The sequence below is a fragment of the Herbidospora yilanensis genome, assembly GCF_001570565.1.
GTDB lineage: Bacteria > Actinomycetota > Actinomycetes > Streptosporangiales > Streptosporangiaceae > Herbidospora > Herbidospora yilanensis.
Window position 1 is genome coordinate 55,533 of record NZ_BBXE01000017.1, and the last position, 26,117, is coordinate 81,649.

At 74.9% G+C, this 26,117-nt stretch carries 17 protein-coding genes; 6 read left to right on the top strand and 11 right to left on the bottom strand.

The window, feature by feature from the left end:
- Window positions 1–13: 13 nt before the first annotated feature.
- Complete coding sequence (locus AW273_RS10000) at window positions 14–10,618, top strand: hybrid non-ribosomal peptide synthetase/type I polyketide synthase (protein ID WP_062347510.1); 10,605 nt, start codon at window positions 14–16, stop codon at window positions 10,616–10,618.
- On the opposite strand, the gene AW273_RS10005 is transcribed toward AW273_RS10000, so the two are convergent.
- Entirely contained in the window at window positions 10,615–11,208 is a 594-nt protein-coding gene (locus AW273_RS10005) for an NAD(P)-dependent oxidoreductase (protein ID WP_062347513.1), read from the bottom strand. The genes AW273_RS10000 and AW273_RS10005 overlap by 4 nt on opposite strands.
- A 63-nt stretch (window positions 11,209–11,271) precedes the next feature.
- On the opposite strand from AW273_RS10005, the gene AW273_RS10010 reads away from it, so the two are divergent.
- Complete coding sequence (locus AW273_RS10010; protein ID WP_232327253.1) at window positions 11,272–11,634, top strand: winged helix-turn-helix transcriptional regulator; 363 nt, start codon at window positions 11,272–11,274, stop codon at window positions 11,632–11,634.
- Window positions 11,635–11,682: 48 nt separating this feature from the next.
- Here AW273_RS10010 and AW273_RS10015 read toward each other — a convergent pair whose 3' ends face one another.
- Complete coding sequence (locus AW273_RS10015; RefSeq protein ID WP_062347517.1) at window positions 11,683–13,992, bottom strand: transglycosylase domain-containing protein; 2,310 nt, start codon at window positions 13,990–13,992, stop codon at window positions 11,683–11,685.
- Complete coding sequence (gene bla / locus AW273_RS10020) at window positions 13,992–14,840, bottom strand: class A beta-lactamase (protein ID WP_062347519.1); 849 nt, start codon at window positions 14,838–14,840, stop codon at window positions 13,992–13,994. Before bla ends, AW273_RS10015 begins: the two co-directional genes overlap by 1 nt.
- Window positions 14,841–14,923: 83 nt before the next feature.
- Between bla and AW273_RS10025 the strand changes: the two genes are divergently transcribed.
- Both AW273_RS10025 and AW273_RS10030 read left to right on the top strand, forming a co-directional pair.
- The gene (locus AW273_RS10025) at window positions 14,924–15,793 is read left to right on the top strand and encodes a LysR family transcriptional regulator (protein WP_062347521.1); all 870 of its coding nucleotides are present in this window, start codon (window positions 14,924–14,926) and stop codon (window positions 15,791–15,793) included.
- Window positions 15,790–16,668 carry a serine hydrolase gene (locus AW273_RS10030; RefSeq protein ID WP_500778873.1) on the top strand — a complete coding sequence of 293 codons (879 nt, stop codon included), beginning with the start codon at window positions 15,790–15,792 and terminating at the stop codon, window positions 16,666–16,668. Before AW273_RS10025 ends, AW273_RS10030 begins: the two co-directional genes overlap by 4 nt.
- 35 nt (window positions 16,669–16,703) lie before the next feature.
- Here AW273_RS10030 and AW273_RS10035 read toward each other — a convergent pair whose 3' ends face one another.
- The 6 genes from AW273_RS10035 to AW273_RS10060 form a co-directional block, all read right to left on the bottom strand.
- Complete coding sequence (locus tag AW273_RS10035; RefSeq protein WP_157555675.1) at window positions 16,704–17,612, bottom strand: hypothetical protein; 909 nt, start codon at window positions 17,610–17,612, stop codon at window positions 16,704–16,706.
- A 96-nt stretch (window positions 17,613–17,708) separates the two neighbouring features.
- Window positions 17,709–18,413: an SPFH domain-containing protein gene (locus tag AW273_RS10040; protein WP_083949653.1), complete on the bottom strand. Its 705-nt coding sequence runs from the start codon at window positions 18,411–18,413 to the stop codon at window positions 17,709–17,711.
- Window positions 18,414–18,527: 114 nt separating this feature from the next.
- Window positions 18,528–19,304: an SGNH/GDSL hydrolase family protein gene (locus AW273_RS10045; protein ID WP_062347526.1), complete on the bottom strand. Its 777-nt coding sequence runs from the start codon at window positions 19,302–19,304 to the stop codon at window positions 18,528–18,530.
- Between the two features lie 116 nt (window positions 19,305–19,420).
- Entirely contained in the window at window positions 19,421–20,116 is a 696-nt protein-coding gene (locus tag AW273_RS10050) for an ABC transporter permease (RefSeq protein ID WP_062347528.1), read from the bottom strand.
- A complete protein-coding gene (locus tag AW273_RS10055; RefSeq protein WP_062347529.1) occupies window positions 20,113–21,588 on the bottom strand; it encodes a DUF1349 domain-containing protein in 1,476 nt (491 codons plus the stop codon). The genes AW273_RS10050 and AW273_RS10055 overlap by 4 nt, the downstream gene beginning before the upstream one ends.
- Complete coding sequence (locus AW273_RS10060) at window positions 21,585–22,490, bottom strand: ATP-binding cassette domain-containing protein (protein ID WP_062347531.1); 906 nt, start codon at window positions 22,488–22,490, stop codon at window positions 21,585–21,587. The genes AW273_RS10055 and AW273_RS10060 overlap by 4 nt, the downstream gene beginning before the upstream one ends.
- Window positions 22,491–22,601: 111 nt before the next feature.
- Between AW273_RS10060 and AW273_RS10065 the strand changes: the two genes are divergently transcribed.
- A complete protein-coding gene (locus tag AW273_RS10065) occupies window positions 22,602–23,648 on the top strand; it encodes a sensor histidine kinase (RefSeq protein WP_198168093.1) in 1,047 nt (348 codons plus the stop codon).
- Entirely contained in the window at window positions 23,645–24,283 is a 639-nt protein-coding gene (locus AW273_RS10070) for a response regulator (RefSeq protein WP_062347535.1), read from the top strand. The genes AW273_RS10065 and AW273_RS10070 overlap by 4 nt, the downstream gene beginning before the upstream one ends.
- Here AW273_RS10070 and AW273_RS10075 read toward each other — a convergent pair.
- Together AW273_RS10075 and AW273_RS10080 are read right to left on the bottom strand one after the other, a co-directional pair.
- Window positions 24,273–25,706: a multicopper oxidase family protein gene (locus AW273_RS10075; RefSeq protein ID WP_062347536.1), complete on the bottom strand. Its 1,434-nt coding sequence runs from the start codon at window positions 25,704–25,706 to the stop codon at window positions 24,273–24,275. The genes AW273_RS10070 and AW273_RS10075 overlap by 11 nt on opposite strands.
- Complete coding sequence (locus AW273_RS10080) at window positions 25,703–26,068, bottom strand: hypothetical protein (protein ID WP_062347538.1); 366 nt, start codon at window positions 26,066–26,068, stop codon at window positions 25,703–25,705. Before AW273_RS10080 ends, AW273_RS10075 begins: the two co-directional genes overlap by 4 nt.
- Window positions 26,069–26,117: the final 49 nt, after the last annotated feature.

Here is a 26,117-nt window from a genome sequence, read left to right on the forward strand (position 1 = left end):
CCGGGGGCGAACGATGCTGCTTGATGTGCTGCTGGGGGCGGCCGAGGACGCGCCCGGCCAGGTCGTCGTGCACGTGCGCGGCGACGGGAGCGAGCGGGTCGTCACCCACGCCGAGTTACGCGACCAGGCGCTGCGCGCCGCCGGCGCGCTGCTGCGAGAGGGGATCGCGCCGGGCACCCCCGTCCCGCTGGTCGCCGACCGGAGCGAGGACTTCCTGCCCCTCTTCTGGGGGCTGGTCGCGGCCGGGCTCGTGCCGGTCCCGCTGGCCCCGGATCCGCGAAGGGTCCGGCCGGTGTGGGAGTTCCTCGGCCGCCCGCCGATGGTGGCCGACGAGCCGCCGATCGCGGCGGCGCGCACGTTCTCCCCCGCCGCTCTGCTGCGGGGGGAGCAGGCCACCGATCTGCCGGTACGGTCCCCGCACGACGTGGCCTTCCTCCAGTTCTCCTCCGGCAGCACCGGAGACCCGAAGGGCGTCGAGCTCACCCACGCCGCCGTCGTGGCGAACCTGGCGCAGATCCGGGCCGCCGCCGCGATCACCCCCGCCGACGTCTCGGTGAGCTGGATGCCCTACTTCCACGACATGGGCCTGATCGGCACCCATCTCGCGCCGCTGGCCGCGCGGATCAAGCAGGTCAAGTTGTCGCCGCTGGCCTTCGCGAAGCGCCCGGCGCTCTGGCTGGAGACGGCGGCGCGGCATCGGGCCACCGTGCTGACGGCGGCCAACTTCGCGCTGGCGCTGGTCGAGCGGCGGGTGCCCGACGAGGTGATCGCCCGGCTCGACCTGTCGAGCGTGCGGCTGATGCTGGTCGGCGCGGAGCCGATCTCGCCGCGCGTCTGGCGCGCCTTCCTGGCCAGGACCGGGCTGCCGCCCCACGTGCCGCAGCCGGTCTACGGGCTGGCCGAGGCGACGCTCGCGGTGACCGTGCCGCCGCCGGGCGCCACGGCCGAACCGCTGGTGCTCGACCGGCGGGCGCTGGCCGAGGGCCGGGTCGAGTTCACCTCGGCCGGGCCGCACGCGGTCGAGCTCATGGACGTCGGCGTGCCGGTGCCGGGCTGCGAGGTCCGCATCGCCGGGGACGACCGGGTCGGGCCGATCCAGGTGCGGGGGCCGCAGGTCGCCCGCGGCTACCACCGCGACGCGCCGTTCGGGACCTGGCTCGACACCGGCGACCTGGGGTTCCTGCACGAGGGCCGGTTGTGCGTCACCGGCCGGGCCAAGGACGTCGTGTTCGTCAACGGCGCCACCTTCCACGCCGCCGACCTGGAGGAGGTGGCGGCGGGCACGGTGAGGGGCGCGGTCGCGGTCGTCGGCGCGTCGGGGCCCGAGGGCGAGCGGGTCGTGGTGTTCGTCCAGGCGCCCGCCCCGGCCGAGGTCGCCGGCGAGGTCCGGCGGCGGGTCGCGGAGGCGTGCGGGCACGACGACGTCACCGTCGTGGTGGTGCCGTCGACCGCGTTCGCCCGCACGACCAGCGGGAAGCTGCGCCGGTCGGTGCTGCGGGCGCGGTTCGAGGCCGGGGAGTTCACCCCGGCCCCGCGCTCCCGGGCCGACGTCGAGGCGGCCGTCGCGGCGATCTGGGCCGAGGTGCTCGGCGTCGAGGCCGTGGGGCCGCACGACCGGTTCGCCGCGCTCGGCGGGTCGTCGCTCAAGGCGATGCAGGTCCTGGCCGCCGTGGAGGACCGGTTCGGGGTGCCGCTGCGGCCCTCCGACGTGCGCGACCACGACACCGTCGCCGCCCTCGCCGCCCACCTGCTGGCCCCGGCCGCGCCCGCACGCCGCCCGGCCCGGACGAGCGGCGGATCATCGGTGGCGATCGTCGGGATGGCCTGCCGGTTCCCCGGCGCCGACACCCCGGAGCGGTTCTGGGAGCTGCTCGAAAGCGGCTACGACGCCATCACCCCCGTCACCCGCTTCGATTACCCGGGCCACGGCGGGTTCCTCGACGACCCGGCCCTGTTCGACGCCCCCTTCTTCGGCCTGTCCGACGAGGAGGCCGCCGCGACCGACCCGCAGGCCCGGCTCCTGCTCGAACTCGCCCACGAGGCGCTCGAACGGGCCGGGTACGCGGGCCCGCGCCGCCTCGGCCGCCGGGTCGGCGTGTTCGCCGCCGCCGGGGAGAGCGGCTACCGGGAGATCCTCGAAGCCGCCCACGGCGCGGGCGGCCTCCCGGCCGAGGCGCTGACCGGGAACCTGCCGAACCTGCTGGCCGCCCGCGTCGCCCACACCCTCGACCTGACCGGCCCGGCGCTGACCGTCGACACGGCCTGCTCGTCGGCGCTGGTCGCCCTCCACCTGGCCCGGCGCGGCCTCCAGCAGGGCGAGTGCGACCTCGCGGTGGTGGCGGGCGTCAACCTCACCCTCACCCCGGCCGGTTACCGGGCCCTCGGGAAGACGCGGGCGCTCTCCCCGACCGGACGGTGCCGCGCGTTCGGCGCGGCGGCCGACGGGTTCGTGCCGGGCGAGGGCGGCGCGGCGCTGGTGCTGGCCCGGCTCGACGACGCGGACCGGTCGGGTGACACCGTCCTGGCCGTCGTCAGGGGCACCGCCGTCAACAACGACGGCCGGTCGCTCAGCCTGCTCGCGCCCAACCCGCTCACCCAGCGCGAGGTGATCACCCAGGCGTACGCGGAGGCGGGGGTCGACCCGGCCGAGGTCACCTACGTCGAGGCCCACGGGACGGGCACCCCGGTCGGCGACCCGATCGAGTTGCGGTCGCTGCGGCACGCCTTCCCGACCGGCACCCGGCTGCTGGGCTCGGTGAAGACCAACGTGGGCCACCTGCTGAACGCCGCCGCGATGCCGGGCCTGGTCAAGGTCGTGCTGGCGCTGGGGCGGAAGAAGGTGCCGCCGTCGCTGCACGCCGCTCCCCCCGCCGGCGGCCTCGACGGGTTCACGGTCCCGGACCGGCCGGTCGAGTGGACCGCCCCGCGGACCGCCGGGGTCAACGCGTTCGGCTTCGGCGGCACGAACGCGCACGCCATCCTGTCCGAGGCCCCCGCCCGCGAGGTCGAGCGCACGCCCCACGAGGGGCTCAGCCTGCTCACGCTGTCGGCGTGGAGCGCGCCCGCGCTGCGCCAGGCCGCCGGCGACCTGGCCGCCTTCCTCCCCGGTCACGACGAGGGCGACGTCTGCGCATCGGTCGCGCTGGCCCGCGACGAGGGCCCGCACCGCCTCGCGGTCGTCGCCGGGGGCGACCTGGCCGAGCGGCTGACCACCGCCGAGGGGCGGGTGGCCGGGCCGCGTCCCCGGCTGGTGTTCCTGCTGCCCGGCCAGGGCGCGCAGGGCTCCGGCGCGGACCTCTACGCGAACGCGCCGGTGTTCCGGCAGGTCATCGACGAGGCCTCCGATCTGGTCGGCCCGGTCGGCGGGCGGACCCTGAAGGACTGGTGCGCCGGCCCCGCCGCCGGGGTGGTCCGCACCGACGTGGTGCAGCCGCTCCTGGTCGCGTACGGGATCGCGCTCGCCCGCCAGCTCCACGCCTGGGGCGTGACACCGGACGCGGTCGCCGGGCACAGCGTGGGCGAGATCGCCGCCGCCTGCGTGTCCGGCCGGATCGGCCTCGCCGACGCCGTCACGTTCGCGGCCGAACGCGGCCGGTTGATGCACGAGTTGTGCCCGCCGGGCGCGATGGCGGTCGTGCCCGGCGACGCCGACCTGCCGCCCGGGGTGACGGTGGCGGCGGTCAACGCCCCCGGCCAGGTCGTGGTGGCCGGGCCTCCGCGGGCCGTCGAGGCGCTCGGCGGACGGCGGCTCGACGTCGCGCGGGCGTTCCACTCGCCGCTGATCGATCCGGCGCTCGACCCGCTGGCGGAGGCCGCGGGCCGGATCACCGTACGGCCGCCGGAGATCCCGCTGCTCAGCACCGTCACCACCACGTGGAACCCATCCTTCGACGCGGCCTACCTGCGCGACCACGCCGCCCGGCCGGTGCGGTTCGCCGACGCGGTCGGCCGGTTGGTGGCCGAGGGGTACGACACGTTCCTGGAGCTCGGGCCGTCGCCCGCGCTCGGCGGCGCGGTGCGGGCCGCCTCGGGCGCGGTGACGACGATGGCGGCCGGGCACGAGGGCGGCGCGCGGGCGCTGCTGGAGACCGTGGGCGTGTTGTGGCAGCGCGGCCTGCCGATCGACCGCACCGCCATGGACCGGGGGCGGGCCCGGGTGGGCGTGCCGACGTATCCGTTCCAGCGCCGCCGCCACTGGCCGTCTTCGCGGCTGCCGCACCGGCTGGTCTGGCGGGAGCGGCCGGTCGACGGTCCTCGGGTGACGGTCGGCAGGCTGGCGGATGCGCTCGAAGCGCCCGGCGTGACCGTGCTCACCGGTGGAGACGTCACGGTCGTCGTGGCCGGGGCGCCCCGGCGGGCCGCGTCGGCCGAGGCGCTCGACGCCGTGCACCGCGAGCTGACGGCGGCGCTCGTCGCGGTCGACGCGGCGCGGGTGCTCGTCGTCACCCAGGACGTGCACGTCGACCGGCCCGAGCAGGCGATCCTCGAAGGGCTCGCGGCGGCGCTGGCCCAGGAGACGGGGACCGAGGTCCGGGTCGCCGACCTGGCCTCACGGGAGCCCCTGGACCGGCGGGTCGCCGCGGTCGAGCGCGAGCTGGCCGCCCGGGGCCCGGGGCTCGTCGCCTGGCGGGAGGGCAGACGGCTGGAGCGGGAGCCGGAGGCGCTCACGCCGGCTTCGCGGGAACTGCCGCCCGACGGGTGCTACCTGATCACGGGCGGCGCGGGCGGGGTCGGGGCGGCGCTCGCGCGGGATCTGGCCGACCGGGGGCGGCCCACGATCGTGCTGGCCGGGCGGTCGCCCCGGCCGCCCGCCGGGCTGCTGGCCGACCTGCGCTCCCGGGGCGCGACCGTCGACTACCAGGCCGCCGACGTGTCGCGGGAGGCCGACGTCGAGGCGCTGCTCGCCCGGCTGCCCCGGCTCGACGGGTTGTTCCACGCCGCCGGGGAGGCGCGTCCCGGCGCGCTGCGGGGCGGCTCGCCCGGGGAGATCGTGGCGGGCATGGCGGCCAAGACCCGGGGCGGCCTGCTGCTCGCCGAAGGGCTGCGACGGCACGGGCTCACGCCGGTCGTGTGCGTGGCCTTCTCGTCGGTGTCGTCGGTGCTGCCCGGCCTGGCCGGGGGGCTCGGCGGCTACGCCGCCGCCAACGCCTACCTCGACGCGTTGTGCCGGGCCGAACGGGGGCCGTGGATCGCGGTGAACTTCGCCGCCTTCGCGGAGGTGGGCCTGGCCGCCCGCGCCGGGCTGACCCGGGGCGCGCTCGACCCGTCGGCGGCCCTGGCCGCGCTGCGCGGCGCGATCGGATCGGGCGCCGCGCAGGTGGTGGTGGCCGACCTGGCCGCCGTGCCGGAACCGGCTCCCGCGCGGCCCTCCGGTGACGTCCGCACGGTCGTCAGGCGGCTGGTCGGCGGCGCGCTCAAGCGCGACGACCTCGGCGACGACGAATCGTTCCTCAGCCTCGGGCTCGACTCGCTCACCGCCGTCGACCTGGTCAAACGCCTGGAGAAGGAGCTCGGCCGCACCCTGCCGGTCACCCTGTTCTTCGAGTTCCGCACGCTGCGCGAGCTGACGGCCCACCTCGACGCCGACGGGCCGTTCCCGCTCACGCCGGTGCAGGTGGCCTTCCAGACCCAGCAGCGCCTCTACCCCGGGATCTCGGCGTACGCGCACGTCCGGCAGACGATCACCGGCCCCCTCGATCCGTCCTTGCTGGACACGGCGCTGGGCCACCTCGTCGACCGGCACCCGATGCTGCGCCTGCGCGTCGATCCCGGCGGCACGCAGTCGGCCGGCCCGTCCACGCCCCCGTTCCTGGAGGTCCGCGACACCGGCGACCTCGACGCCCTGGAGCGCGACCTCCGCAACCGGCCCTTCGACCTCACCAGGGAGGGCCCGCTGCGGGCGGTGCTGGCCCGCACGCCCACCGGGACCCACCTGGTGATCGTCGTCAGCCACGTCGCCGCCGACGGCTTCAGCCTGAACGTGCTCGGCGAGGAGCTCTGGACCGTCTACACCGCCCTCTCACGCGGGACCACCCCGGTCCTGCCGCCGCCGGTCACGACCTTCGCCGAATACGCCGCCGCCTCGGAACCCGCGAGCGCGGCCGATCTGGCGTACTGGACCGAGGTGCTGACGACCACCCCCGGCCTGCGCCTCCCCTACGACGGCGACCCGGACGGGCCGCCCCTCGACTCCGTCCAGGTCACGCTGACGGGCGACCGGTCGGCCGCCCTGCGGGCGACGGCCGCCGCGCACGGCGTCTCGCTGTTCCACCTGCTCCTGGCCGCCTACGTCCGCTGCCTCGCCCGCTGGACCGGCGGCGACACGGTCGCGGTGAACGTCGCCAGGGCGCGCCGCGAGATCCGCCTGCCGGGCGTCGACCGCCTGGTCGGCCCGCTGGCCGACACCCTCCCGCTGCTCGCCGCCGTGCGCCCCGGCGAGCCGCTGCCGGAACTGGCCGCGCGGCTGCGGGACCGCTGGCGGGACGCCGAACGCCACGCCACCCCGGCCGCCGCCGACCTGGCCCGGCTGCTGCCCGCCGCGGGCGGCCCGCGCACGGCGAGCCCGGCGTCGTTCAGCTTCGCCCGCTTCCCGGCCGCGACCGGACCCGGCTGCCCGGTGGAGGCCGTCGTGACCGCCGCCGCGACCGCGTCGGCCGCGACCAGGCTCGGCCTGCTGTGCTGGGAGTCCGGCGGCGCGTTGCGGTTCTCGTGGAACTTCCCGTCGCGGCTGTTCCGCCGGGCCACGGTCGACCGGCTGGCGGCCGAGCACCTGGCCGAGCTCTCCGTCGCCGAGCTCTCCGTCGCCGGGAGGCCCGGGCTGGCGGCCCGGTTGCGCGCGCGGTTCCGCGCCACCCCCGACGCCGTCGCCGTCGACACCGGCACCACCCGGCTGACCTACGCCGAGCTCGACCGGCGCTCCGCCGCGCTGGCCAACCGGCTGCGCGGGGCCGGCGACCTGATCGGGCTGATGACCGAACCCGGGATCGACACGGTCGTCGGCCTGGTCGGCATCGTGCGCGCGGGCGCGGGCTGGGTGCCGCTCGACGCCTCCCATCCGGAGGCCCGCCGCCGCGACCAGCTCGCCCGCTGCGGGGTGACCACGGTCGTCACCGACACCTCGGGCGAGGGCTCCTACGACGCCCCGGACGACACCCCGGACGTCTCCCCCGACGCGACCGCCTACGTCATCTTCACCTCCGGCTCGACCGGCCGCCCCAAGGGCGTGCCCATCACCTACCGGTCGGTGGAGAACTACCTCGACTGGGCGCTGGACACCTTCGGCTACCACGCGGGCGACCGGCTGGCGCAGACGGCGTCGATCTGCTTCGACGCCTCGGTCCGGCAACTGCTGGCCCCGCTGCTGGCCGGGGCGACGGTGGTGACGTTCACACGGGAGGAGGTGCGCGACCCCGGCCTGCTGGCCGGGCGGCTCCGCGACGTCACGGTGTGGAGCTCGGTGCCGAGCCTGTGGTCGCGGCTGCTGGACCTCGGGCCCGTCGAGCACCGGCTGCGCTGGATCCACGTCGGCGGCGAGGCGCTGCCGCCGGAGCACGTGCGCCGCTGGTTCGACCTGTACGGCCCCGGCGCCCGCATCGCCAACCTCTACGGCCCGACCGAGTCGACCATCAACACCACCTGCCACATCCTCGACGGGCGCCCCGCCGACGACGTCACCGTCATCCCGATCGGCCGGCCCGTCGCGGGCACCTTCGTCGAGGTGGACGACTCGGGCGAGCTCCTCATCGCCGGGGCCGGTCTCACCCCCGGCTACCTCGACGACCCCGGCACGGCGTTCGTCGAACGCGACGGCGTGCGGTGGTACCGCAGCGGCGACCGCGTCCGGCGCGACGCCAACGGCGACCTGGTCTTCCTCGGGCGGCTCGACGCGCAGGTCAAGGTGCGGGGCCACCGGGTGGAGCCGGGCGAGGTCGAGGCGGCGTTCCACACGCATCCGGACGTCGCGCGGGCCGCCGTGGCGCTCACCGGCGAACGGCTGACCGCCTTCGTCGAACCCCGGCCCGGCCGCGACCCCGACCCCGTCGCGCTGCGCGGGCACCTGGGGGCGACGCTGCCCGCGTACATGATCCCGGCCCGGATCGAGATCGTGCCCGCGCTCCCGCAGACCACCACGGGCAAGATCGACCGCCGCGAGCTCGGCGGGACCCCGCCCGCGACCCCGACCGAGGAGCTGGTCGCCGAGGTGTGGCGCGCGCTGCTGGAGGTGCCGCGGGTGTCGCGTGAGGACGACTTCTTCGCGCTCGGCGGCGACTCGATCATGATCCTGCGCGTGTTCGAGATGCTCGGTGAGCACATCGACCCGCTGCCGCGCCCGACGGTCGTCTACGAGCACGGCACGCTGGCCGCGCTGGCCCGGGCCATCGACGACGCCGAGCCCGCCGCCTTCCTCCCCCAGCCGGCCGGCGGGCCGTTCCCGCTGACATCCGCGCAGCGCGGATTCCGGCTGGCCGGCCAGGCGTGGCTGGCGACGCTGCGGGTGCACGGGCCGGTCGACCGGGAGCGGTTCCAGCACGCGGTCGACGCCTGCGTGGCCCGGCACGGGATGCTGCGCACGATCTTCCCCGGCGAGACGCAGCAGGAGCTTCCCGACACCCTGCGGCTGCCCGTGATCTTCGAGGACGCCGCCGACCCGGCCGCGTCGATCGCCGCCGAGCGGGCCCGCGTCTTCGAGCCGTGGGCGTGGCCGCTGCTGCGGCTCCGCCTGGTCACGCTGACGCCCGACGAGCACGTGCTGGTCGTGCACGCCCACCACCTGATCGGCGACGGCTACAGCGCCGCGCTGCTGGCGCGCGAGCTGCTGGCCGCCTACGACGGGGTGGCGTCGCCCGCGCCGCGCAGCACGTTCCGTGACCACGTCGCCCGGCTCCGGCCTCCGGCGGGCGGGCGAGCGGCGTACCGGAAACCCGTGGTGGCGCCCGGACCGGCCCGCACGACGGCCTTCACCGTCGGCGCGGCACCGCTGCGGCGGGCCGCCTCGGAGGCGGGCACGACGCTGTTCGTCGCGGTGCTGGCCGCCTACCGCCGGGCGCTGGCCGCGTTCACCGGCCACGACGACCTCCTGCTCGGCGTCGCGGTGTCCGGCCGCGACGACGCGCCGCCCGACGCCCACCTGGTCTTCGGCCCGTACGCGCACGCGGTGCCGGTCCGGCCAGCCTCCGGCGACCTGCGGGCGGTGGCCGGGGAGGTGACCGCCGCCCGCGCGGCCGGGGCCGAGGACATCAGGTCGGCCCAGTTCTTCTTCAGCTACCTCGACTTCACCGCGCTTGGCCCACTGGAGGGCCGCAGCCTGCGGCTGACCTGGGACCTCGACGGGGAGATCGCCCCCGTGGGCGCGCAGACCTTCCTGTCGGTCCGGCCCACGCCCGGCGGCGACCTGCGGATGGTGCTGCGCACCGCCGTGGCCGACGCGGAACGTTTCGAACGACTGCTGCGAGCCGAACTACCGGCCCCGGACGCGACCCCGACCGGCCGCCCGCCGCTGACCGGTCAGGTGCGGCCGCTCGCCGGCGACACCACCCTCGTCGGCCATCTGCCTCCGTTCGAACAGGTGCGGGCCGTCGCCGGAGACGCCGCCCTGGTCGGTTATCCGCCACCCCTCGGCCAGGTGCGGGCCGTCGCCGGAGACGCCGCCCTGAACGCGACCCTGGACGCCGCCCTGGTCGGTTATCTGCCTCCCTTCGGCCAGGTGCGGGTCCTGGCCGGAGACGCCACCCTGACCAGGGAGGGCGTGCGCGCCCTGCTCTTCCCCGACGGCCGCCCGCGCCTGGCCGAGGAGCTGCGCACCCCGCTCGGCCGGTCGGGCTTCGTCTGCCTGCCGCTGTTCGCCGACGAGCTCGCGAGCACGCCCGGCCTGGCCGCGCGCACCGCCGAGGCCGTCGAGCACGCCGCCGCGCTGGGCGCGCGGACCGTGTCGCTGGCCGGGATGATCCCGTCGCTGACCGGCTACGGCTTCGACGTGGCACGGCGGACCGGCGTGCCCGTCACCACCGGCCACGCCGCGACGGCCGTGTCGGTGGTGCTGACCGTCCAGAAGGCGCTGGCGGGCCGCTCGCCGCGTGAGATGACCGTCGCCTTCGTCGGCCTCGGCTCCATCGGCCGCTCGGCCCTCGGCCTGCTGCTGACTGTGGAGGACCCGCCGGGACGGCTGCTGCTGTGCGACGGCGCGGCCCCGCTCGACGGCCTGCACCCCGGCGCGGAGAGCTGCGGCGTCGACCGGGTCTACGAGGCCGGCCTGATCGTCGCGGCGGTGAGCGGCCACGAGGCCGTCATCGACGTCGACCGGCTGCGGCCCGGCACGATCGTCGTGGACGACTCCTTCCCCCACTGCTTCGACGTCGCCAAGGCGCGGGCCCGGCGGGACGTCACGGTGGTCGGCGGCGGCCTGCTGTCGATGCCGGGGATCGAACGGCGGCTGGCCGAGGACGTGCCGGCGCCCTGGTTGCCCGGCACCATCGCCTCCTGCCGCCTGGAGTCCCTCGTCCCCGGCCTGCCGCCGGTGCTCGGCCTGGTCGACCCGGAGACGGCCCTCGCCTGGTGGCGCGCGATGACCGCCGCCGGGGTCGAGGCCGCGCCGCTCCACCTCGCGGGCGAATGGGTCTAGCGGGCCGTGACGGCCACCAGTTCCCGGTGGCGGGTGGGCCGCTCCGCCTCGTCGACCACGGCCGCCGCCAGGTCGGCGTAGCCGAAGGTCTCGTCTGCGGGCGCCGCGCGCCCGCCGATCCGGTGCCGCCCGGTCGCCGGTTCCTCGTTCAGGAAGACCGGCGGCGGGGCGAGCACCACCCAGTCGAGCCCCGATCCCCGCAGCACGCCGAGCTCCTCGACGTGCCCGAGGGTGAAGGCCCGCGCGTCCTCCGGGAAGCCGGGCGTCTCGTACAGCGGCACGCCCTCCGGCGTCTCCAGCGTCGTGCCGATGCCGACCGCCACGAGCCGGGTCACGCCGGCCCCGGCCATCCCGTCGGCCAGGGACCGGGCCGCCCGCGCGAAGAAGCCCGGCTCATGCCGGCCCGCCGCCATCACGACCGCGTCCTGCCCGGCGACCAGGGAGGCCACCGACACGGGGTCGGTGACGTCGCCGACCGTCCAGTCGCCCGGACGGCGGGAGACGCCGGTCACCTCGTGCCCGCGCGCGCCCGCCTCGGTCACGATCCTGCGGCCCGCCCGGCCGCCCGCTCCGAAAACCACGATTCTCATGGGGCGTGACGCTAACCTGCGCACCCTTGGTTTCCGCAACGATACTCACGTACCCTCCCGAGGGTGGCAGAGCCTCTCGACCCCGACATGTTCGCCGGATGCGCACCCGTCACCGCGCCCGTCCGGATCGGCGACAAGTGGACCGCGAAGATCATCCGCTGCCTCCAGGACGGCCCCCGGCGCTACTCCGAGCTCAAGGTCCCGCTGACCGGCATCACCCCGAAGGTGCTGACCGAGTCGCTGCGCTCGATGGAACGCGACGGCCTGCTGACCCGGACCGCCCATCCGGGCATCCCGCCGAAGGTCGTGTACGAACTCTCGCCCCTCGGCCACTCCCTGGTCGAACCGCTCGACACCCTGTGCGCCTGGTCCCGGGCCAACCTCCCGAAGGTGTTGTCGGCCCGGGACGCCTACGACGTCACCTGACGTGCCGCCCTCCCGCTCCCGGCCCGGTGAGGCTCGAAGTCCACGGGATCAGCCCCCGCCCGCCCCGGGCGACGGGGTCGGCGTGCCACCCTGGCCCGGCCCGTTTCCGGGACCGTTCTGTCCCGGGTCGTTCTGACCCGGATCGCCGTTCCCCGGGTTGCCGGGCCCGGGGTCGTTGGGGCCGGGGTCATTGGGGCCCGGGTCGTTCGGGCCGGGGTCGTCGGGCCCGGGACCGTCGGTGCCCGGGTCGGTCGTGCCGGGGCCGGTCTGGTCCCAGCCGTCCGGGGGGCCGTACTGGTCCCACGGGTCCTGGCCGTAGGGGTTGTCGTCCCAGAAGTCCCAGCGTTCCTCCGCGCCGAACCGCGCCTGGTCGATCGGGGTGAACGGCGTCGCGGGAACGCCTTCCAGCGCGGCCAGCATGGTCGCCTTCCAGATCGGGCCCGGGACGGTCGCGCCGAAGACCGAGCCGTACCAGCGGCCGCCGATCGTCACGTTGTTCAGCTTGTGGGTGCTGGCGCCGCGCGGGTCGGCCAGGCTGACCGCGCCGGCCAGGTCGGGGGTGAAGCCGGCGAACCAGGCGCTCGACTGGTTGTCGTTGGTGCCGGTCTTGCCGGCCGCCGGGCGGCCGATGCCGCCGACGCTCCTCATGGTGCCCTCGGTGAACACCCCGGACAGGATGTCGGCGGCGGCGTCGGCGACCTCCGCCTCGATGGCCTGCGTGCAGTCCGGCGTGAACGACGTCTTCTTCCCGTCGCGGTCGGTGACGGCGGTGATGGCCATCGGCTCGCAGTACTTGCCGCGCGCGCCGATCGCCGCGTAGGCGTTGGCGACGGTCACCGGGTCCATCTCGTTGATGCCGAGCGTGAAGGTCTCGAACTCCTGGAGCTTCTTGCCGTCGGCGCGCTTGATGCCGAGCGACTTGGCCGTCTTGACCGTCTCGCACAGCCCGACGCGCGCCTCCAGTTCCATGAAGAACGTGTTGACCGAGCCCCACGTCCCGGTCTGGAGGGTGGTGTAGCCGGGCGAGCCCTCGTCGTTGGTCACCGCGTGGTTCGGGTCGCCGACGGCGTTGCCGGCGCAGTCGGTGAACGCCGAGGGCGACGGCGCGGTGTACGACCCGCCGACGTTGAACCCGTCGCTCAGCCGCATGCCCTGGCCCAACGCCGTGAGCAGCGTGAACGTCTTGAACGTCGAGCCCGCCTGGACGCCCCCGAGCCCGCCGTGGGCGCGGTCGGCGACCACGTTGTAGTCGAGGTTGTCGCGGCTGGCGGCCATCGCGCGGATCGCGCCGGTGCCCGGTTCGACGAGCGCCTGGGCGGCCACCGGCCCGTCCTTCTTCCCGACGTACGCCTCGATGCCCTTCTGGGCGGCGTCCTGCATCGTCGGGTTCAGGGTGGTGCGGATCGTCATGCCGCCCTGCCTGAGGGCGCGTTCGCGGTCCGACCGGGTCTTGCCGAAACGTTTGTCGGCCAGGACCTCGGCGGCGACGTACTGGCAGAAGTAGCGGTAGTCGCTCGTCTCGCACCCGCCGGGGATCGGCACGCCCTTGTAGCCGAGCTTGGTCTTCTTCGCCTTCGCCGCCTCGGCGGGGGTGATCTTGCCGAGTTCGGCCATCCGGTCGAGGACGACGTTGCGGCGGGCGACCAGCGCGTCGCGGTTGGTCTTGCCGCCCTCGGGGTCGGTGGCGGTCGGCAGCCGGACCGCCGCCGCCAGCGTCGCCGACTGGGCCAGGTTCAGCTTGGCCGCCGGGACGCCGAAGAAGCGTTTGGCCGCGGCCTGGATGCCGTGGGCGCCCGCGCCGAAGTAGGCGATGTTCAGGTACTTCTCGAGGATCTGGTCCTTGGTGTACTTCTCCTCGACCGACAGCGCGTAGCGGAGTTCGTTCAGCTTGCGGACGTAGCTCGGCGCGAGCGCCGCCTCCTTCTGCTCGTCGGTGGTGGCGCTGTTGAGAAGGACCTGCTTGACGTACTGCTGGGTGATGCTGGAGCCGCCCTGGGCGACGCCGCCCGCGCTGAGGTTGGCGGCCAGGGCGCGGATGGTGCCCTCGATGTCGATGGCGCCGTGCTGGTAGAAGCGGTCGTCCTCGATGGCCACGATCGCGGTGCGCATGACGGGCGCGACCTTGTCGATGGTGACGATCTCGCGGTACTGGTCGTAGAACTGGGCGATCCGCCTGCCGTCGGCGTCGAGGAGGGTGGTCTTCTCGGCCAGCGGCGGTTCGGCCAGTTCCATGGGGCTCAGGTCGATGGTCTCGGCCACCCCGCTCAGGGCGATCCCGGCCGGGACGGCGAGGCCGGCGGTGAGCACCCCGGCGGCGATTCCGGCCACGAGCAGGCCGGGCATGTTACGCAGGCGCATCAAAGTTTCCCGAGGCCACGTGCCGCGATCGTGGCGGTCTTGGCGATGACGGATTCGTCGGCGGCGGCGTTCCGGTCGGTGCGGTTGGTGTAGATCGCCATGATGATCGGTTTCTTCGACCCCTTCGGCCAGATGATCGCGTAGTCGTTGGCGGTCCCGTAGGTGCCGCCGGTCCCTGTCTTGTCGCCGATCCGCCAGCTCTTGGGCAGCCCGGCGCGGATCCGGTCGTCGCCGGTCTCGTTGGCGACGAGCCAGCCGGTGAACGTGCGGCGGTCGCCCGCGTCGAGGGCGCCGCCCACGGTGAGGACCTTCAGATCCGCGGCGATGGCGGCCGGCGTGGTGGTGTCGCGGAGCTCCCCCGGGTGCCAGCGGTTGAGACCGGGTTCGTCGCGGTCGAGGCGCGACACGTGGTCGTCCAGGCTCCGGAAGTACCGGGTCAGGCCCTTGGGGCCGCCGACCTGGCGGAGCAGCAGGTTCGCGGCGGCGTTGTCGCTCTTGGTGACGGCCGCCTTGGCCAGCTCGGCCACGGTCATGCGCGAGCCGACGTGCTTCCGGGTCTCGGGCGAGTTCGGCAGCAGGTCCTTCTTCCTGACGAGGATCCGCTTTCCGAGGATGTCGGGCTTCTTGTCCAGCACGGCCGCCGCGAGCACTCCCTTGAAGGTCGAGGCCAGCGGGAAGCGCTCGCCCGACCGGTAGGCGACGGTCCGGCCGGTGGCGGTGTCGAGGGCGTACACGCCGATGCGGCCTTTGAAGGAGGTCTCCAGCGCGCGCAGTTCCGCGACCGCCGAGGTCGTCGGCGCGGTGACGCCACCGGAGAGCAGGGCGAGGGACATCACGAAGGAAAGCATGCCGAGGAGTCTGTTCTGTCAGCGTAAATACCGTCAAAGACAGCTAAAGCGTACATTATGCGTTCATGACATAATTCCTGGTCGTGGACCTCCTCGCGGCCTGGAGAGTGTTCGTCAACGTGAGCGAACGCGGCAGCTTCACCGAGGGCGCCGCCGCCTCCCAGGTCCCCCAGCCCGTGGCCAGCCGCCGCATCGCCGCCCTCGAACAGCACCTCGGCGCCAAGCTCTTCGACCGGTCCGCGCGGGGCGCGCTGCTGACCGACTTCGGCCGCGACCTGCTCCCGTCGGCGCAGCGCCTGGTGCGGCTCGCCGACGACATGGAGTGGGAGGCCGGACAGGCCCGGCTCAAGCCGCTCCGGCTGGCCGTCCCGGAGATCTGCGCGGTCCGCGACCTGGCCCTGCTGACGGTGGAGGCCCGGCAGGAGGGCGTGCACCTCGACGTGGTCGCCGCCGCCGCCGGGATCAGGGCCGAACTGGCGCGCTCCCGCGAGGTCCGCGCCGCCCTGGTCGCCACGCCGGAGGACGGCGCGACGTGGGTGGTCGATCTGGGCCTGGCCGGCCTGACGGGTCCGCCGGGTCCGGTCGTGTACGTCGAGAGCCTCCGGCCGGGCCGCGCCGACAGGTCGGGCCGCCGGCCGAGGATCTGGATCCAGCCGGAGGACGACGTCCCGCACATCAGGGACCGCCTCTTCCGGATCAGGGACGCCGCCGGCCTGCTCCCCTCCCAGGTCGCCGTCGCGCCCTCGCTGGTGACGGCCGCCGCCGAGGTGATGGTCTCGGCCGACCTGCTGTTGTGCTCCCCCCGCCAGGCCGCCGACCTCGGCCTGGCGTGGCGGCCCGCCGGTGAGATCCGCCTCACGCGCGGGTACGCTGTGGCCTCCGCCATCGGGGACGACGCCGAGCGGGTGCGGGGATGGCGTCGGGTGGCCGCCTGCCTGGGGGTTGACGCGTGATCCGTGACCTGCGCCGGATGCTCGACGAGGGCGGCCTGCGCGGCTCGTTCCTGGTGCGCGACCTGCGCACCGGCGAGGAGATCGGCATCGACCCCGACGACGAGTACACCACCGCGTCCCTGGTCAAGATCCCGCTGGCCGCCGCCACCCTCGACCGCATCCGGCGCGGCGAACTCGACGGCGCCGCCCGCCTGACGGTCGGCCCCGGCGCCCGCCACTCCCCCGGCCCGACGGGCACCAGCCGGTTCCGCCACCCGGCCGACATCGCCGTCGACGACCTGCTCCACCTGACGATGACGGTCAGCGACAACACCGCCGGCGACGCCCTGTTCGAGCTGACCCCGCCCGCGATGGTGGCCGCCTTCCTGGAGGAGCACGGCCTGCGCGGCATCTCCGTCCGCCACACGCTGCGCCACCTGACCGAGAGCCCGGTGCAGGCGCTCGGCGGCCACCTGGCCCATGTGCTGGCCATCGAGGGCACGACCGCCGGACGCGGCCACCCGGTGCCCGAGCTCGACGTGACCCGGGGGTCGTCGGGCTCGGCCCGCGCCTTCGTCGACCTGCTGGCGGCGTTGTGGCGGCCGTCCAGGATCGACCCCTGGGTGGCCGGGCGGGTGCGCGAGCTGATGGGCGACAACGTGCTCCGCCAGCGCCTGGCCCCCGACTTCACCTCCGACCTGACGACGTGGTCGTCCAAGACCGGCACCATGCTCAACCTGCGCCACGAGGTCGGCGTGGTGGAACACGCGGACGGCCGGGTCTACGCCGTGGCGGCGCTGACGGAGTCGCGCGTCGCGGCGGTCCGCCAGCCCGGCGCGGAGGCGCTGATGGCTCAGGTGGCGCGGGCGTTACGGGATGAGATCCGGTCGCGCTGACCGGGGCCGCACCGCGATGATCACGGCGGCGGGGCTCACCGGCTGAGCAGCACCAGCAGCGCCGCCACCACGACCAGCACGAGCACGGCGACCGGCACGGTCAGCTTGGCCGCGCTGTAGGGCCGCTCCCCGCGCACCTCCCCGGTGACGCCGTCGACGGTGAACCGCCAGGTCCTCCCGTCGAGCAGGTAGGTTCCGGTCCAGTACGGCAACAGGACGAGATCCCCGTCGATCGAGGGATACGTGGTGACGACGGAGTGCAGCCGCCGGTCGTCGCCGCCGATGTCGGCCAGGCAGGCCGCCCTGACGCGGGGTCTCACCGCCGTCTTGGCCTGGTCGAGCGCCTGGTCGGGCGCGACGGTGTAGCGCGCGGTCTCCACCCCCGACAGGTATTCGGCCCGGAACGGCACCGTCGCGGCGGGCAGTCGCGCCGTCTCCAGGTGCCGGACCCCGGGCACGACCACGTCGGCGAACCGGCGGCCGACCGTGCCGCGCGCGTACGTCCAGCGGGTGCGCCGCACCTGGCGGCGTCGCCCGTCGCCGTCGGTCTCGATCCGGTAGTGGTGGTCGCCGCGCCGTCCCCGGTAGCGGGTCACGGTCTCCAGGTCGAACACCCAGGCCGGCAGGAAGGTGGCGCGCGTCGAGGCGGTGTCGGACACCCGGGCGAGGGATCCGGGCGCGAACCACAACGAGGCCGCCCACCCGTCCAGGGCCGCGGACGCGCCCCGCCGGTCGACCGCGAACGGGACCAGCGCGCCGGGCCGCACCTCGCCGCCCAGTTCCCGGACGATCGGCGTCTCACAGGCCGGGCACCGCGACGACAACAACGCGGGCGTGGACGTGGTCGCGCACCGGGGACACACCACCCGATGCTCGTCGGTGACGGTCACGGGCAGCCGCCCGCGCAGCGCCTCCACCGGCCGCCGGGCCACCGGCCCGGTCACCACGAGAGGCTGGAAATCCTGACAGTACGGGCAGCGCATGCCTTCGCCCCCAGGGACGTACTCGGTCACGCCGCCACAGAGCTCACAGTGCACGTGCTACCCCCACGGTGGCAGGGGCGTGGTCCGGCCCCCGATGTCGATGTCGCAGATCTCCAGCCCGGTCTCGGCCAGGTCCCGGCTGACGGCGGCGGCCACCTCGTCGGCCAGCGCCGCGTCGTTGAGCACGCCGATGACCGTCCGCCGCTCCGACCAGGCCGCGAGCGTGTTCGTCAGCCGCCGGAGCAGCGGCCCCCTGACCGCCTCGGCGACCTGCCCGGCCTCGACGATCGGCTGCCCGGCGACGAGCTGGGTGAGGAAGGCGGTCGGGTCGGCCACCCGGAAGGAGAAGGTCCCGTGCGCGGCGAGCAGCACCGGCCCCGTCTCGGGGTCGCGGAGCTGCACGGGCCGCCGGGTGCCCCACTTGAGGCCGGTGAACCTGCGGGTGCTGACGAAGTGCACCTCGGCCTTGTCCGGCGAGCGGAAGCCGTAGCGGAAACCACGAAGCCTGCTGGTCACGGGGGCGTTGCCGGTCCGCAGGGTCTGCGTGCCGGCATGACACTCCCGGACGATCTGGCCGCCCCGGACGAACAGCGCGACCTGCCATTCCCGGACGATCAGTTTGCTGCCGTTCTTGAGTTCGTCGAACGGCCGGTCGTACCGCCAGGCGACGACCCCCGGCCGCCCGCCCCTCCACTCGACGATGTCGATCAGTTCGCCACGGATCAGGCCCATGTGCCCCCGCCTTCGTGAACGCACACCCATCAGTGGGAACAGGTAACCGTCCGCTTGCGGACGGCGGGGGTAACCTCGCGGATAGATTTCCACCGGTATGCGCCGTGACCGAGGTCCCGGTTATCGGTCTGCCGGAATGCGTGATCAGGCTGGGCCGGAGACGACGTCGGCGAGGGCGGGGCGTTTGGCGTCGCGGCCGTTCCCGGACGAGCGGCCGGTCAGGCGGCGGATCAGCCAGGGGCCGAGGAAGGTGACCACCCAGACCACCTCCGCGCGACAACGGGCCAGCCGGTTCGGCGGCTCCAGCGGCGGCAGCGGCGCGGCCCAGGAGTCGTCGGCGCCCGGCAGGCCGAGGGCGTGGGCCGCGCCCGCCGCGATCAGCGAATGACCGAGAGGCGTCGCGTGGACGCGGTCGCGGCACCACAGCCGCGGGTCGACCCCGATCTCGCAGGACTCCGTGTCGACCACGATCACCCCGAGGCGCCGCGCCGACTCGCGGATGCGCCGGTTGAACTCCAGCAGCCTGGGCCGCAGGTGGCGGGTCATCGCGGAGATCCTGGTCACGTCGGGATAGGTGAAGGTGAGGACGGTCGCCCCAGCGTCGGCGAAGGCGGCGTAGACGGCGTCGAGGTCGGCCATCACCGCGTCGACGTCGAATCCGGGACGGACCAGATCGTTCATGCCGACCATGACGGAGACCAGGTCGGGCTTCATCGCCAGGGCGGGACCGAGCTGCACCGACCTGACGTGGCGGGTGCGGTGGCCGCGGATGGCGAGGTTGGCGTACTGGAGGCCGGGATGGTGGACGGCGAGCATCTCGGCGAACCGGTCGGCCCAGCCCCGGTAACCCGCGGACTCGTCGCCGTCGTTGAGGCCTTCGGTCTGGCTGTCGCCGACGGCGACGTAACGGAGATAGCGCATGCCGGCTCCCTGCGCTCACGGGGTCTGGTGCGGTCGAGCGCCCGGCGGGAGGACGCGTGCGCGACGATGGCACCAGCCCCGCCTGTCTGGTTCGCGCCGCCCGGGTGACGGCCGTCTTAAGGCCCGGTGAGCCTTGCCCGGCCCGCCCGCGCCCGGCCGGCCGCGAGCGCGACCGCCGCCCAGACCGCCGGCACCGCCAGCCCGGCCCAGGTGCCGACGGGTTCCAGCCCGCCCTGCACCGCCAGCCCCGCCTCCATGGGCGAGATCCAGACCAGCCGCTCCTGCCAGGCGGGATCCTGGACCATGCGGGCGACCAGCGGGAATCCGTACAGGACGCCCAGTGTGACCCCCATCGCCACCGCCGGGTCGCGGACCAGCGCGGCCACCCCGACGGCGAGCTGCGAGACCAGGACGAGGTAGACGATCGACCCGGCCACGGCCGTCGGCGTGGCGCCGGGCCCGACCGCCGCCGACACCGGGATCGCCACCAGCGCCCCGGCCAGCGTGAGGCCTCCCGTCAGCAGGGCCTTGGCGGCGAGCAGCCGCCCCCGGCCCGGCACGGCGAGCAGGCTCGTGGTGATCATGCCGGTGGCGTACTCCCCCGACACGACGCCGACCGCCAGCGCGACGGCGGCGACCTGCCCGGCCAGGACGCCCGCGAGGGACACCCGCGACGGGAGCACGTCGCAGCAGGGCACGAGCGCGGCGGCCGCCGCCCCGACCCCGACGGTCACCACGACCAGCAGGACGACGAGCCACGGCAGGCCGGGGAGGGTGCGGAACTTGGTCCACTCCGACCGGATCGCCGTCACGCGTCCCTCCGGCGCAGCGTCACGACGGCCGCGGCGAGGGCCGCCGCCGCGTACAGGCAGGTCACCGCGAAGCCGCCCCACGGCGGCAGGGGGTAGTAGCCGAGCGCCGGGATGGAGTAGTCCTCGACCTGCGGATAGGCGGGGATGCTCTGCTGGATGGCGAAGCCGGCCGCCGGGGTGAGCCGCAGCAGCCACTCGGCCGCCGGCGCCGGGATCACCGAGGCCGTGGCGAGCAGTTGCGGCAGCAGGACCAGCATGATCGTGGTGATGACCGCCGCCGCGCTGCGCCGGAACAGCGCCCCCAGGGCGAGGGCCAGCACGGCCGTCACCGCCAGCAGCGCCGCCGTGCCGACGATCACCCTGACCTCGGTGAGCGTGGTGACCGGCGCGATGGCGTTGTTCCGGTCGCGCATCAGCCGCAGGCCGATCGGCACCGCGACCGCCGCCGCGACCAGCCCGCCCGCGAACGTCACCGCCGCGACCACGACGGCCTTGGCGGGCAGGACGCCGGTCCGGCCGGGACTGGCGGCCAGCGTCGCGCCGATCAGGCCGCGCCGGTATTCGGCCGTCACGAACAGCACCCCGACGACGATCACGGCGATCAGGCCGATGGTCGCGCCGCTGAGGGTGCGTTCGATGACCGCGCCGCCGTCGATGCCCGCCGGGGCGATGTCGCCCGAGCCGGTGAGCTGGATCGTGCTCCCCCAGTCGCGCGCCGACCCGACCGACAACGACGGCGCGCCGGGTTCGGCCCCGACGTCGTCGTGGGTCCACGGCCCGGCCGCCCCCTCGACGCCGATGTGCTCGAACTTCCCGGTCACGTTGGTGAGCCGGCAGGCGCCGACGACCCCGCCGAGGGAGCCCTGGCCGAGGGTGACGTCGCAGGGCGAGGTGGCGAACAACCCGATGACCGCCGGTCCGGCGAGGCGCGTGGAGGAGACCGTCCGCCATGACGTCCCGTCGGGCGAGGTCGCGCCGGTCAGCACGTCGCCGGTGCGGGTGAGCCGCAACCAGGGGTCGCGCCCGGCGGCGAGGTCGTTGACGAAGTCGTCCTGCACGCGGGTGCCGTGGTCGCCGGTGACCATGACGGCCGTGTAGGCGGAGCCCTGCGTGAGGTCGCGCTTGACCATCACGCCGACCTTGGCCCAGGGCACCACGCCCGGGACGATCTGGTCGTGGCCGGGCGGCGGGTAGGTGATGACGCCGCTGACGCCGGTGACCTTGACCGTGATCGCGCCGTCGCCGGGGAGCGCCCGGTGGTAGAAGGAGAACCGGTCGCTGACGGCCTGGCCGCCGGGCCCGATGGGGATCTCCGGGCAGACGTTCCCCTGCGGTCCCTCGCACGAGCGCACCGTCCCGGCCGCGCCCAGGAGGCCGACGCCGGCGGTGAGCAGGATCGCGACGATCGACCCGGCGATCCAGCCGCGTACCGTGCGGAACTTGGTCCATTCGGACCTCAGCAGCGGGATCACCGGAACTCCACGCTCTCTCGGGTGAGCTCCATGTAGGCCTCCTCCAGCGTCGCCCGGTGGGCGCCCACCTCGGCGAACGGCACCCCGGCCGCCGTCAGCGCCGCCACCGTCGCGGCCCCCGGCAGCCCCGACACGGTCAGCGTGTCGCTCCCGGTCACCGTCACGGTCGCGCCCGCGCGGGCCAGCGCCTCCATGGCGTCCTCGCGGGCGGTCGTGCGCAGGGTCACCCGGCCGTCGGAGGCGGCCGCGATCAGGCCCGCCACGTCGCGGTCGGCGACTACCCGGCCGCGACCGGCGACGATCAGGTGCCCGGCGACGTCCTGGAGCTCGCCCATCAGGTGGCTCGACACGAGCACCGCGCGTCCGCCGGCCGCCAGCGACCGCAGCAGGCCGCGGATCCACCCGATGCCCTCGGGGTCGAGGCCGTTGAACGGCTCGTCGAACAGCAGCACCGGCGGGTCGCCGAGCAGCGCCGCCGCGATGCCGAGCCGCTGCCGCATCCCGAGGGAGTAGCCGCCCGCCCTGCGCCGCGCCGCCGGTTCGAGGCCGACCAGCCCGATCACCTCGTCGACCCGGCGGGCGCCGATGCCCTGCGAGTGCGCCAGCCAGAGCAGGTGGTTCCGGGCGGTCCTGCCCGGCTGCAGCGCCGCGGCGTCCAGCAGGGCGCCGACGTGGGTCAGGGGCCTCTTCAGGGTCCGGTACGCCACTCCGCCCACCAGCGCCGACCCCGCGTCGGGCCGGTCGAGGCCGACGACGATCCGCATCGTGGTCGACTTGCCCGCCCCGTTGGGGCCGACGAACCCGGTGACCACGCCCGGCCTGACGGTGAAGGTCATGTCATCGAGGGCCCGCGTCGCTCCGAACCGTTTCCGGAGCCCGTTGACTTCTACGGTCACGTCCATGCTCCGGAACCCTAGGGTCGGTGCCGCGGTGGGGCGTCCCGCGCCGGAGCGGTCTTGGGATAGCTCGTACGAGGGATGCCGGCCGCTCCCCGGAAGGGCAGAATGACCTGCGTGAACGGGCGTGTCGTCGCAGCTCTCCTCGTGGTGGCCGCCTTCGTCCTGGGTGTGTCCGAGTCGATGGCCCTGGCGTTGGTGGGCCTGGCGACGACGCTGCCGCTGGTGTTGTTGTGGCCGCAGCGCGCGGCGGCCGCCGTGCTGGTCACGGTGGCCACGGTGTTGTCGGTGACGGCCTTCCGGCAGCCCGCGTACGCCGGCCTGGCGGCGACCATGATCGCGCTGTTCCGCCTGGGCGAGACGTCCGGCGGGCCGGCGCTGGCCTGCTCGGTCCCGTGCCTGGCGCTGGCGCTGACCGGGCACGCCCATGTCGCGGCGGCGCTCGCCCCCAGCGCCGCCCTGGCCGGGATCGCCTGGCAGGCCAGGAGGAGGGCCCGGGTGACCGCCGCCGCGCGCGACGTCATCGAGGAGAGCCTGCTGCGCCGCAGCGCGGCCGGTGAACGCGCCAGGATCGCGCGGGAGCTGCACGACGTGGTGGCCCACCACATCTCGATGGTCGCCGTCCAGGCCGAGGCGGCCCGCCTGGCCACCCCCGGCCTGCCGCCCGCCGGGGCCGACCGGCTGCGCGCGATCGGCGACACCGCGCGGAGCGCGCTGACCGAGATGCGCCGCCTGCTCGGCGTCCTGCGCGAGGACACCGGGCAGCCGGAGCGGGCGCCCCAGCCGGGGCTGCGGGAGCTGAACGTGCTGGTCGACACGGCCCGCGCCGCCTCCGGCGGCACCACCAGGCTCATCCTGCGCGGCACGCCGATCGCCCTCGATCCGGTGGCGGAACTGGCGGCGTACCGGATCGTCCAGGAGGCGCTGACGAACACGCGGCGGCACGCGCCGGGCGCGGCGGTCGACGTGGAGTTCGCCTACGGCGACGGCGTGCTGCGGGTGGTGGTGCGGGACAACGGGCCCGCGCTCGGCGACCCGGTCGAGGGGCTGGGACTGGCGGGCATGCGGGAACGCGCGTGCGCGGTGGGCGGCACGCTGCGGGCCGGAGCGGTGAGAGGCGGCGGGTTCATGGTCGAGGCGGTCCTCCCCGGGGCGACGGCGTGATCCGCGTCGTCATCGCCGACGACCACCCCGTCGTCCGGGCGGCGTTCGCCGATCTGCTGTCCACCCAGCCCGACTTCACCGTGGTCGGCACCGCCTCCGACGGCGCGGAGGCGGTCCGGGTGTGCGCCCGGACCGCCCCCGACCTGGTGCTGATGGACGTCCGGATGCCCGTGATGGACGGCATCGAGGCCACCCGGCGGTTGTCCCCGGAGGCCCGGGTGCTCATCCTCACCACCTTCGACCTCGACGAGTACGTCTACGACGCGCTGCGCGCGGGGGCCAGCGGGTTCCTGCTCAAGGACGTCACCGCCGAGCGCCTCTTCGACGCCGTCCGGGTCGTGGCCGCCGGTGAGGCGCTGCTGGCGCCCACGGTCACGCGGCGGCTCATCGGCGAGTTCGCGCAGCTCCGGCCCAGGGTCTCCGTCGAGGGCCTGACGCCCCGGGAGACGCAGGTGCTGCGGCTGATCGCCGAGGGGCTGTCGAACCCGGAGATCGCGGCCCGGCTGACCGTCACCGAGGAGACGGTGAAGACCCACGTCAGCCGGGTGCTGAACAAGCTGGGCCTGCGCGACCGGACGCAGGCCGTGGTCGCGGCCTACGAGTCGGGCCTGGTGGTGCCCCGGTTCAGGGGATGACGTCGAAGGTGGCCATCATGGCCATGTCCTCGTGTTCGAGGTTGTGGCAGTGGAAGACGTACCGCCCCGGATAGCCGTCGAACCGGGCGATCACTTCGAGGGTCTGCGCCTCCCGCAGTTCGACGGTGTCCTTCCACTCGGGGTTCGGCGTGCCGTCGGCGATCACCTGGAAGTGCGCCAGGTGGAGGTGGATGGGGTGGCTGACGTCGCTGGTGAAGCGCCAGATCTCGGTCGCGCCGAGCTTGACCGTGGCGTCGACCCGGTCGGCGGCGTACGGCTTTCCGTTGATCAGCCAGCCGGTGCCGCCGTGCAGGTTGCCGCTGGTGAACTCGAAGTCGCGGGTCGCCGTGGCCGACGCCGGGTCGAGCCGGTCGACGCGGGAGAGCACGGCCGGGATCGCGGAGTCGTCGGGGGCGTCGCGGTCGACGTCGAACCGCATGACGCGGCCGTCGTCGGCGAGGTCGCGCAGTTCGACGCGGTCGCCGATCCGGTGGGCGGCGAAGTCGACGACGAGGTCGGCCCGTTCGCCGGGCGCGAGCCGTACCGAGTCGAGGGTTCTCGGCGCGGGCAGCAGGCCGCCGTCGGTGCCGATCTGGACGATCGGGCCGCCGGTCGACAACTCGTAGGGCCGCGCGTTCGACGCGTTGACCACCCGCAGCCGGTAGCGGGCGCGGGCCACCTTCAGCACCGGCCACGGCGCGCCGTTGACCAGCGTGACGTCGCCCAGCACCCCGCCCATGTAGGCCTCCTTGGCGCCGGGCCTCCCCGGCACGCCGGGGTAGGGCATCGTGCCGTCGGCGGCGAAGGAGCGGTCGCAGATCACCAGCGGGATCTCGCGTTCCCCCTTCGGGAGCGGCAGGGCGTCCTCCTCGTCGTCGCGGACCAGGAACAGGCCGGCCAGGCCGCGCCAGACCTGCGGGCCGGTGTGGTCCATGCGGTGGTCGTGATACCAGAGCGTGGCGGCGCGCTGCGTCATCGGATAGTCGTATTCGCGGGTCGCCCCCGGGAGTACGAGGTCGGCCGGATGCCCGTCCGAGGCCGCCGGGGTGTGGCCTCCGTGGAGGTGCAGCACGGTCGGCTCGGCCAGGCCGTTGGTGAGCCGCACCACCGTCCTGCGGTCGCGCCGGGTCTCGATCGTCGGGCCGGGGAAGACGCCGTCGTAGCCCCAGACGGGCGTGCGCAGCCCCGGCAGGATGGCGGCGACCGCCTGACGGGCGGTGAGGTCGTAGTGGTCGGCGTCGCCGCGCCGGACCGGGCGGGCCACCGGCGGGACGGGCAGCGGGACGGCGAACGGTTCGGGAAGCGGTGCGGTGCTGCGCAGGACCTGCGGCACCGGGGTGCCCGCCAGCAGCGAGCACCCCGTGACCAGGGCGAACCCGCCCAGGCCGATGGTGGCCAGGGCCTCACGCCGGGTGAGCCTCACGCCGCCGCCGACGCGGTCCGCCGGGCCGGATAGAGGTAGCCCAGCGAGTGGACCACGCCCCCGAACATGAGCATGCCGATCGGCACGTGCAGCGCCTTGAAGTGCGCGAATCCCAAGTACATCTGCACGAAGACCAGCAGCAGCGTCAGCGCCGCCGGGACGATCACCTTCCGGTCCTTCGTCATGATCGAGACCACCAGAGAGGCCAGCGCCGCCAGCAGCACCAGGATCGCGCTGGCCCGGTGCATGCCGCGCCCGCCCGGTGAGGCGAGCAGCAACCCGGCGGTGATGCCCTGAATGAGGAGTGCGGCCGCGAGGACCAGCGTCACGATCCGCCGCGCGCCCAGATATGCCGTGTTCATGGGCCGATCGTCGCCGCCCGGCGTGGCCCGGCGCGTCCTGCCGGGGATG

Excerpts from the sequence above, each read along its gene's own strand:
- AW273_RS10060 (WP_062347531.1), bottom strand. The coding sequence starts at position 22,490 with ATGGACGTGACCGTAGAAGTCAACGGGCTCCGGAAACGGTTCGGAGCG.
- AW273_RS10015 (WP_062347517.1), bottom strand. The coding sequence starts at position 13,992 with ATGCGCCTGCGTAACATGCCCGGCCTGCTCGTGGCCGGAATCGCCGCC.
- AW273_RS10045 (WP_062347526.1), bottom strand. The coding sequence starts at position 19,304 with ATGCGCTATCTCCGTTACGTCGCCGTCGGCGACAGCCAGACCGAAGGC.
- AW273_RS10040 (WP_083949653.1), bottom strand. The coding sequence starts at position 18,413 with ATGGGTGTGCGTTCACGAAGGCGGGGGCACATGGGCCTGATCCGTGGC.
- bla (WP_062347519.1), bottom strand. The coding sequence starts at position 14,840 with ATGCTTTCCTTCGTGATGTCCCTCGCCCTGCTCTCCGGTGGCGTCACC.
- AW273_RS10000 (WP_062347510.1), top strand. The coding sequence starts at position 14 with ATGCTGCTTGATGTGCTGCTGGGGGCGGCCGAGGACGCGCCCGGCCAG.
- AW273_RS10080 (WP_062347538.1), bottom strand. The coding sequence starts at position 26,068 with ATGAACACGGCATATCTGGGCGCGCGGCGGATCGTGACGCTGGTCCTC.
- AW273_RS10005 (WP_062347513.1), bottom strand. The coding sequence starts at position 11,208 with ATGAGAATCGTGGTTTTCGGAGCGGGCGGCCGGGCGGGCCGCAGGATC.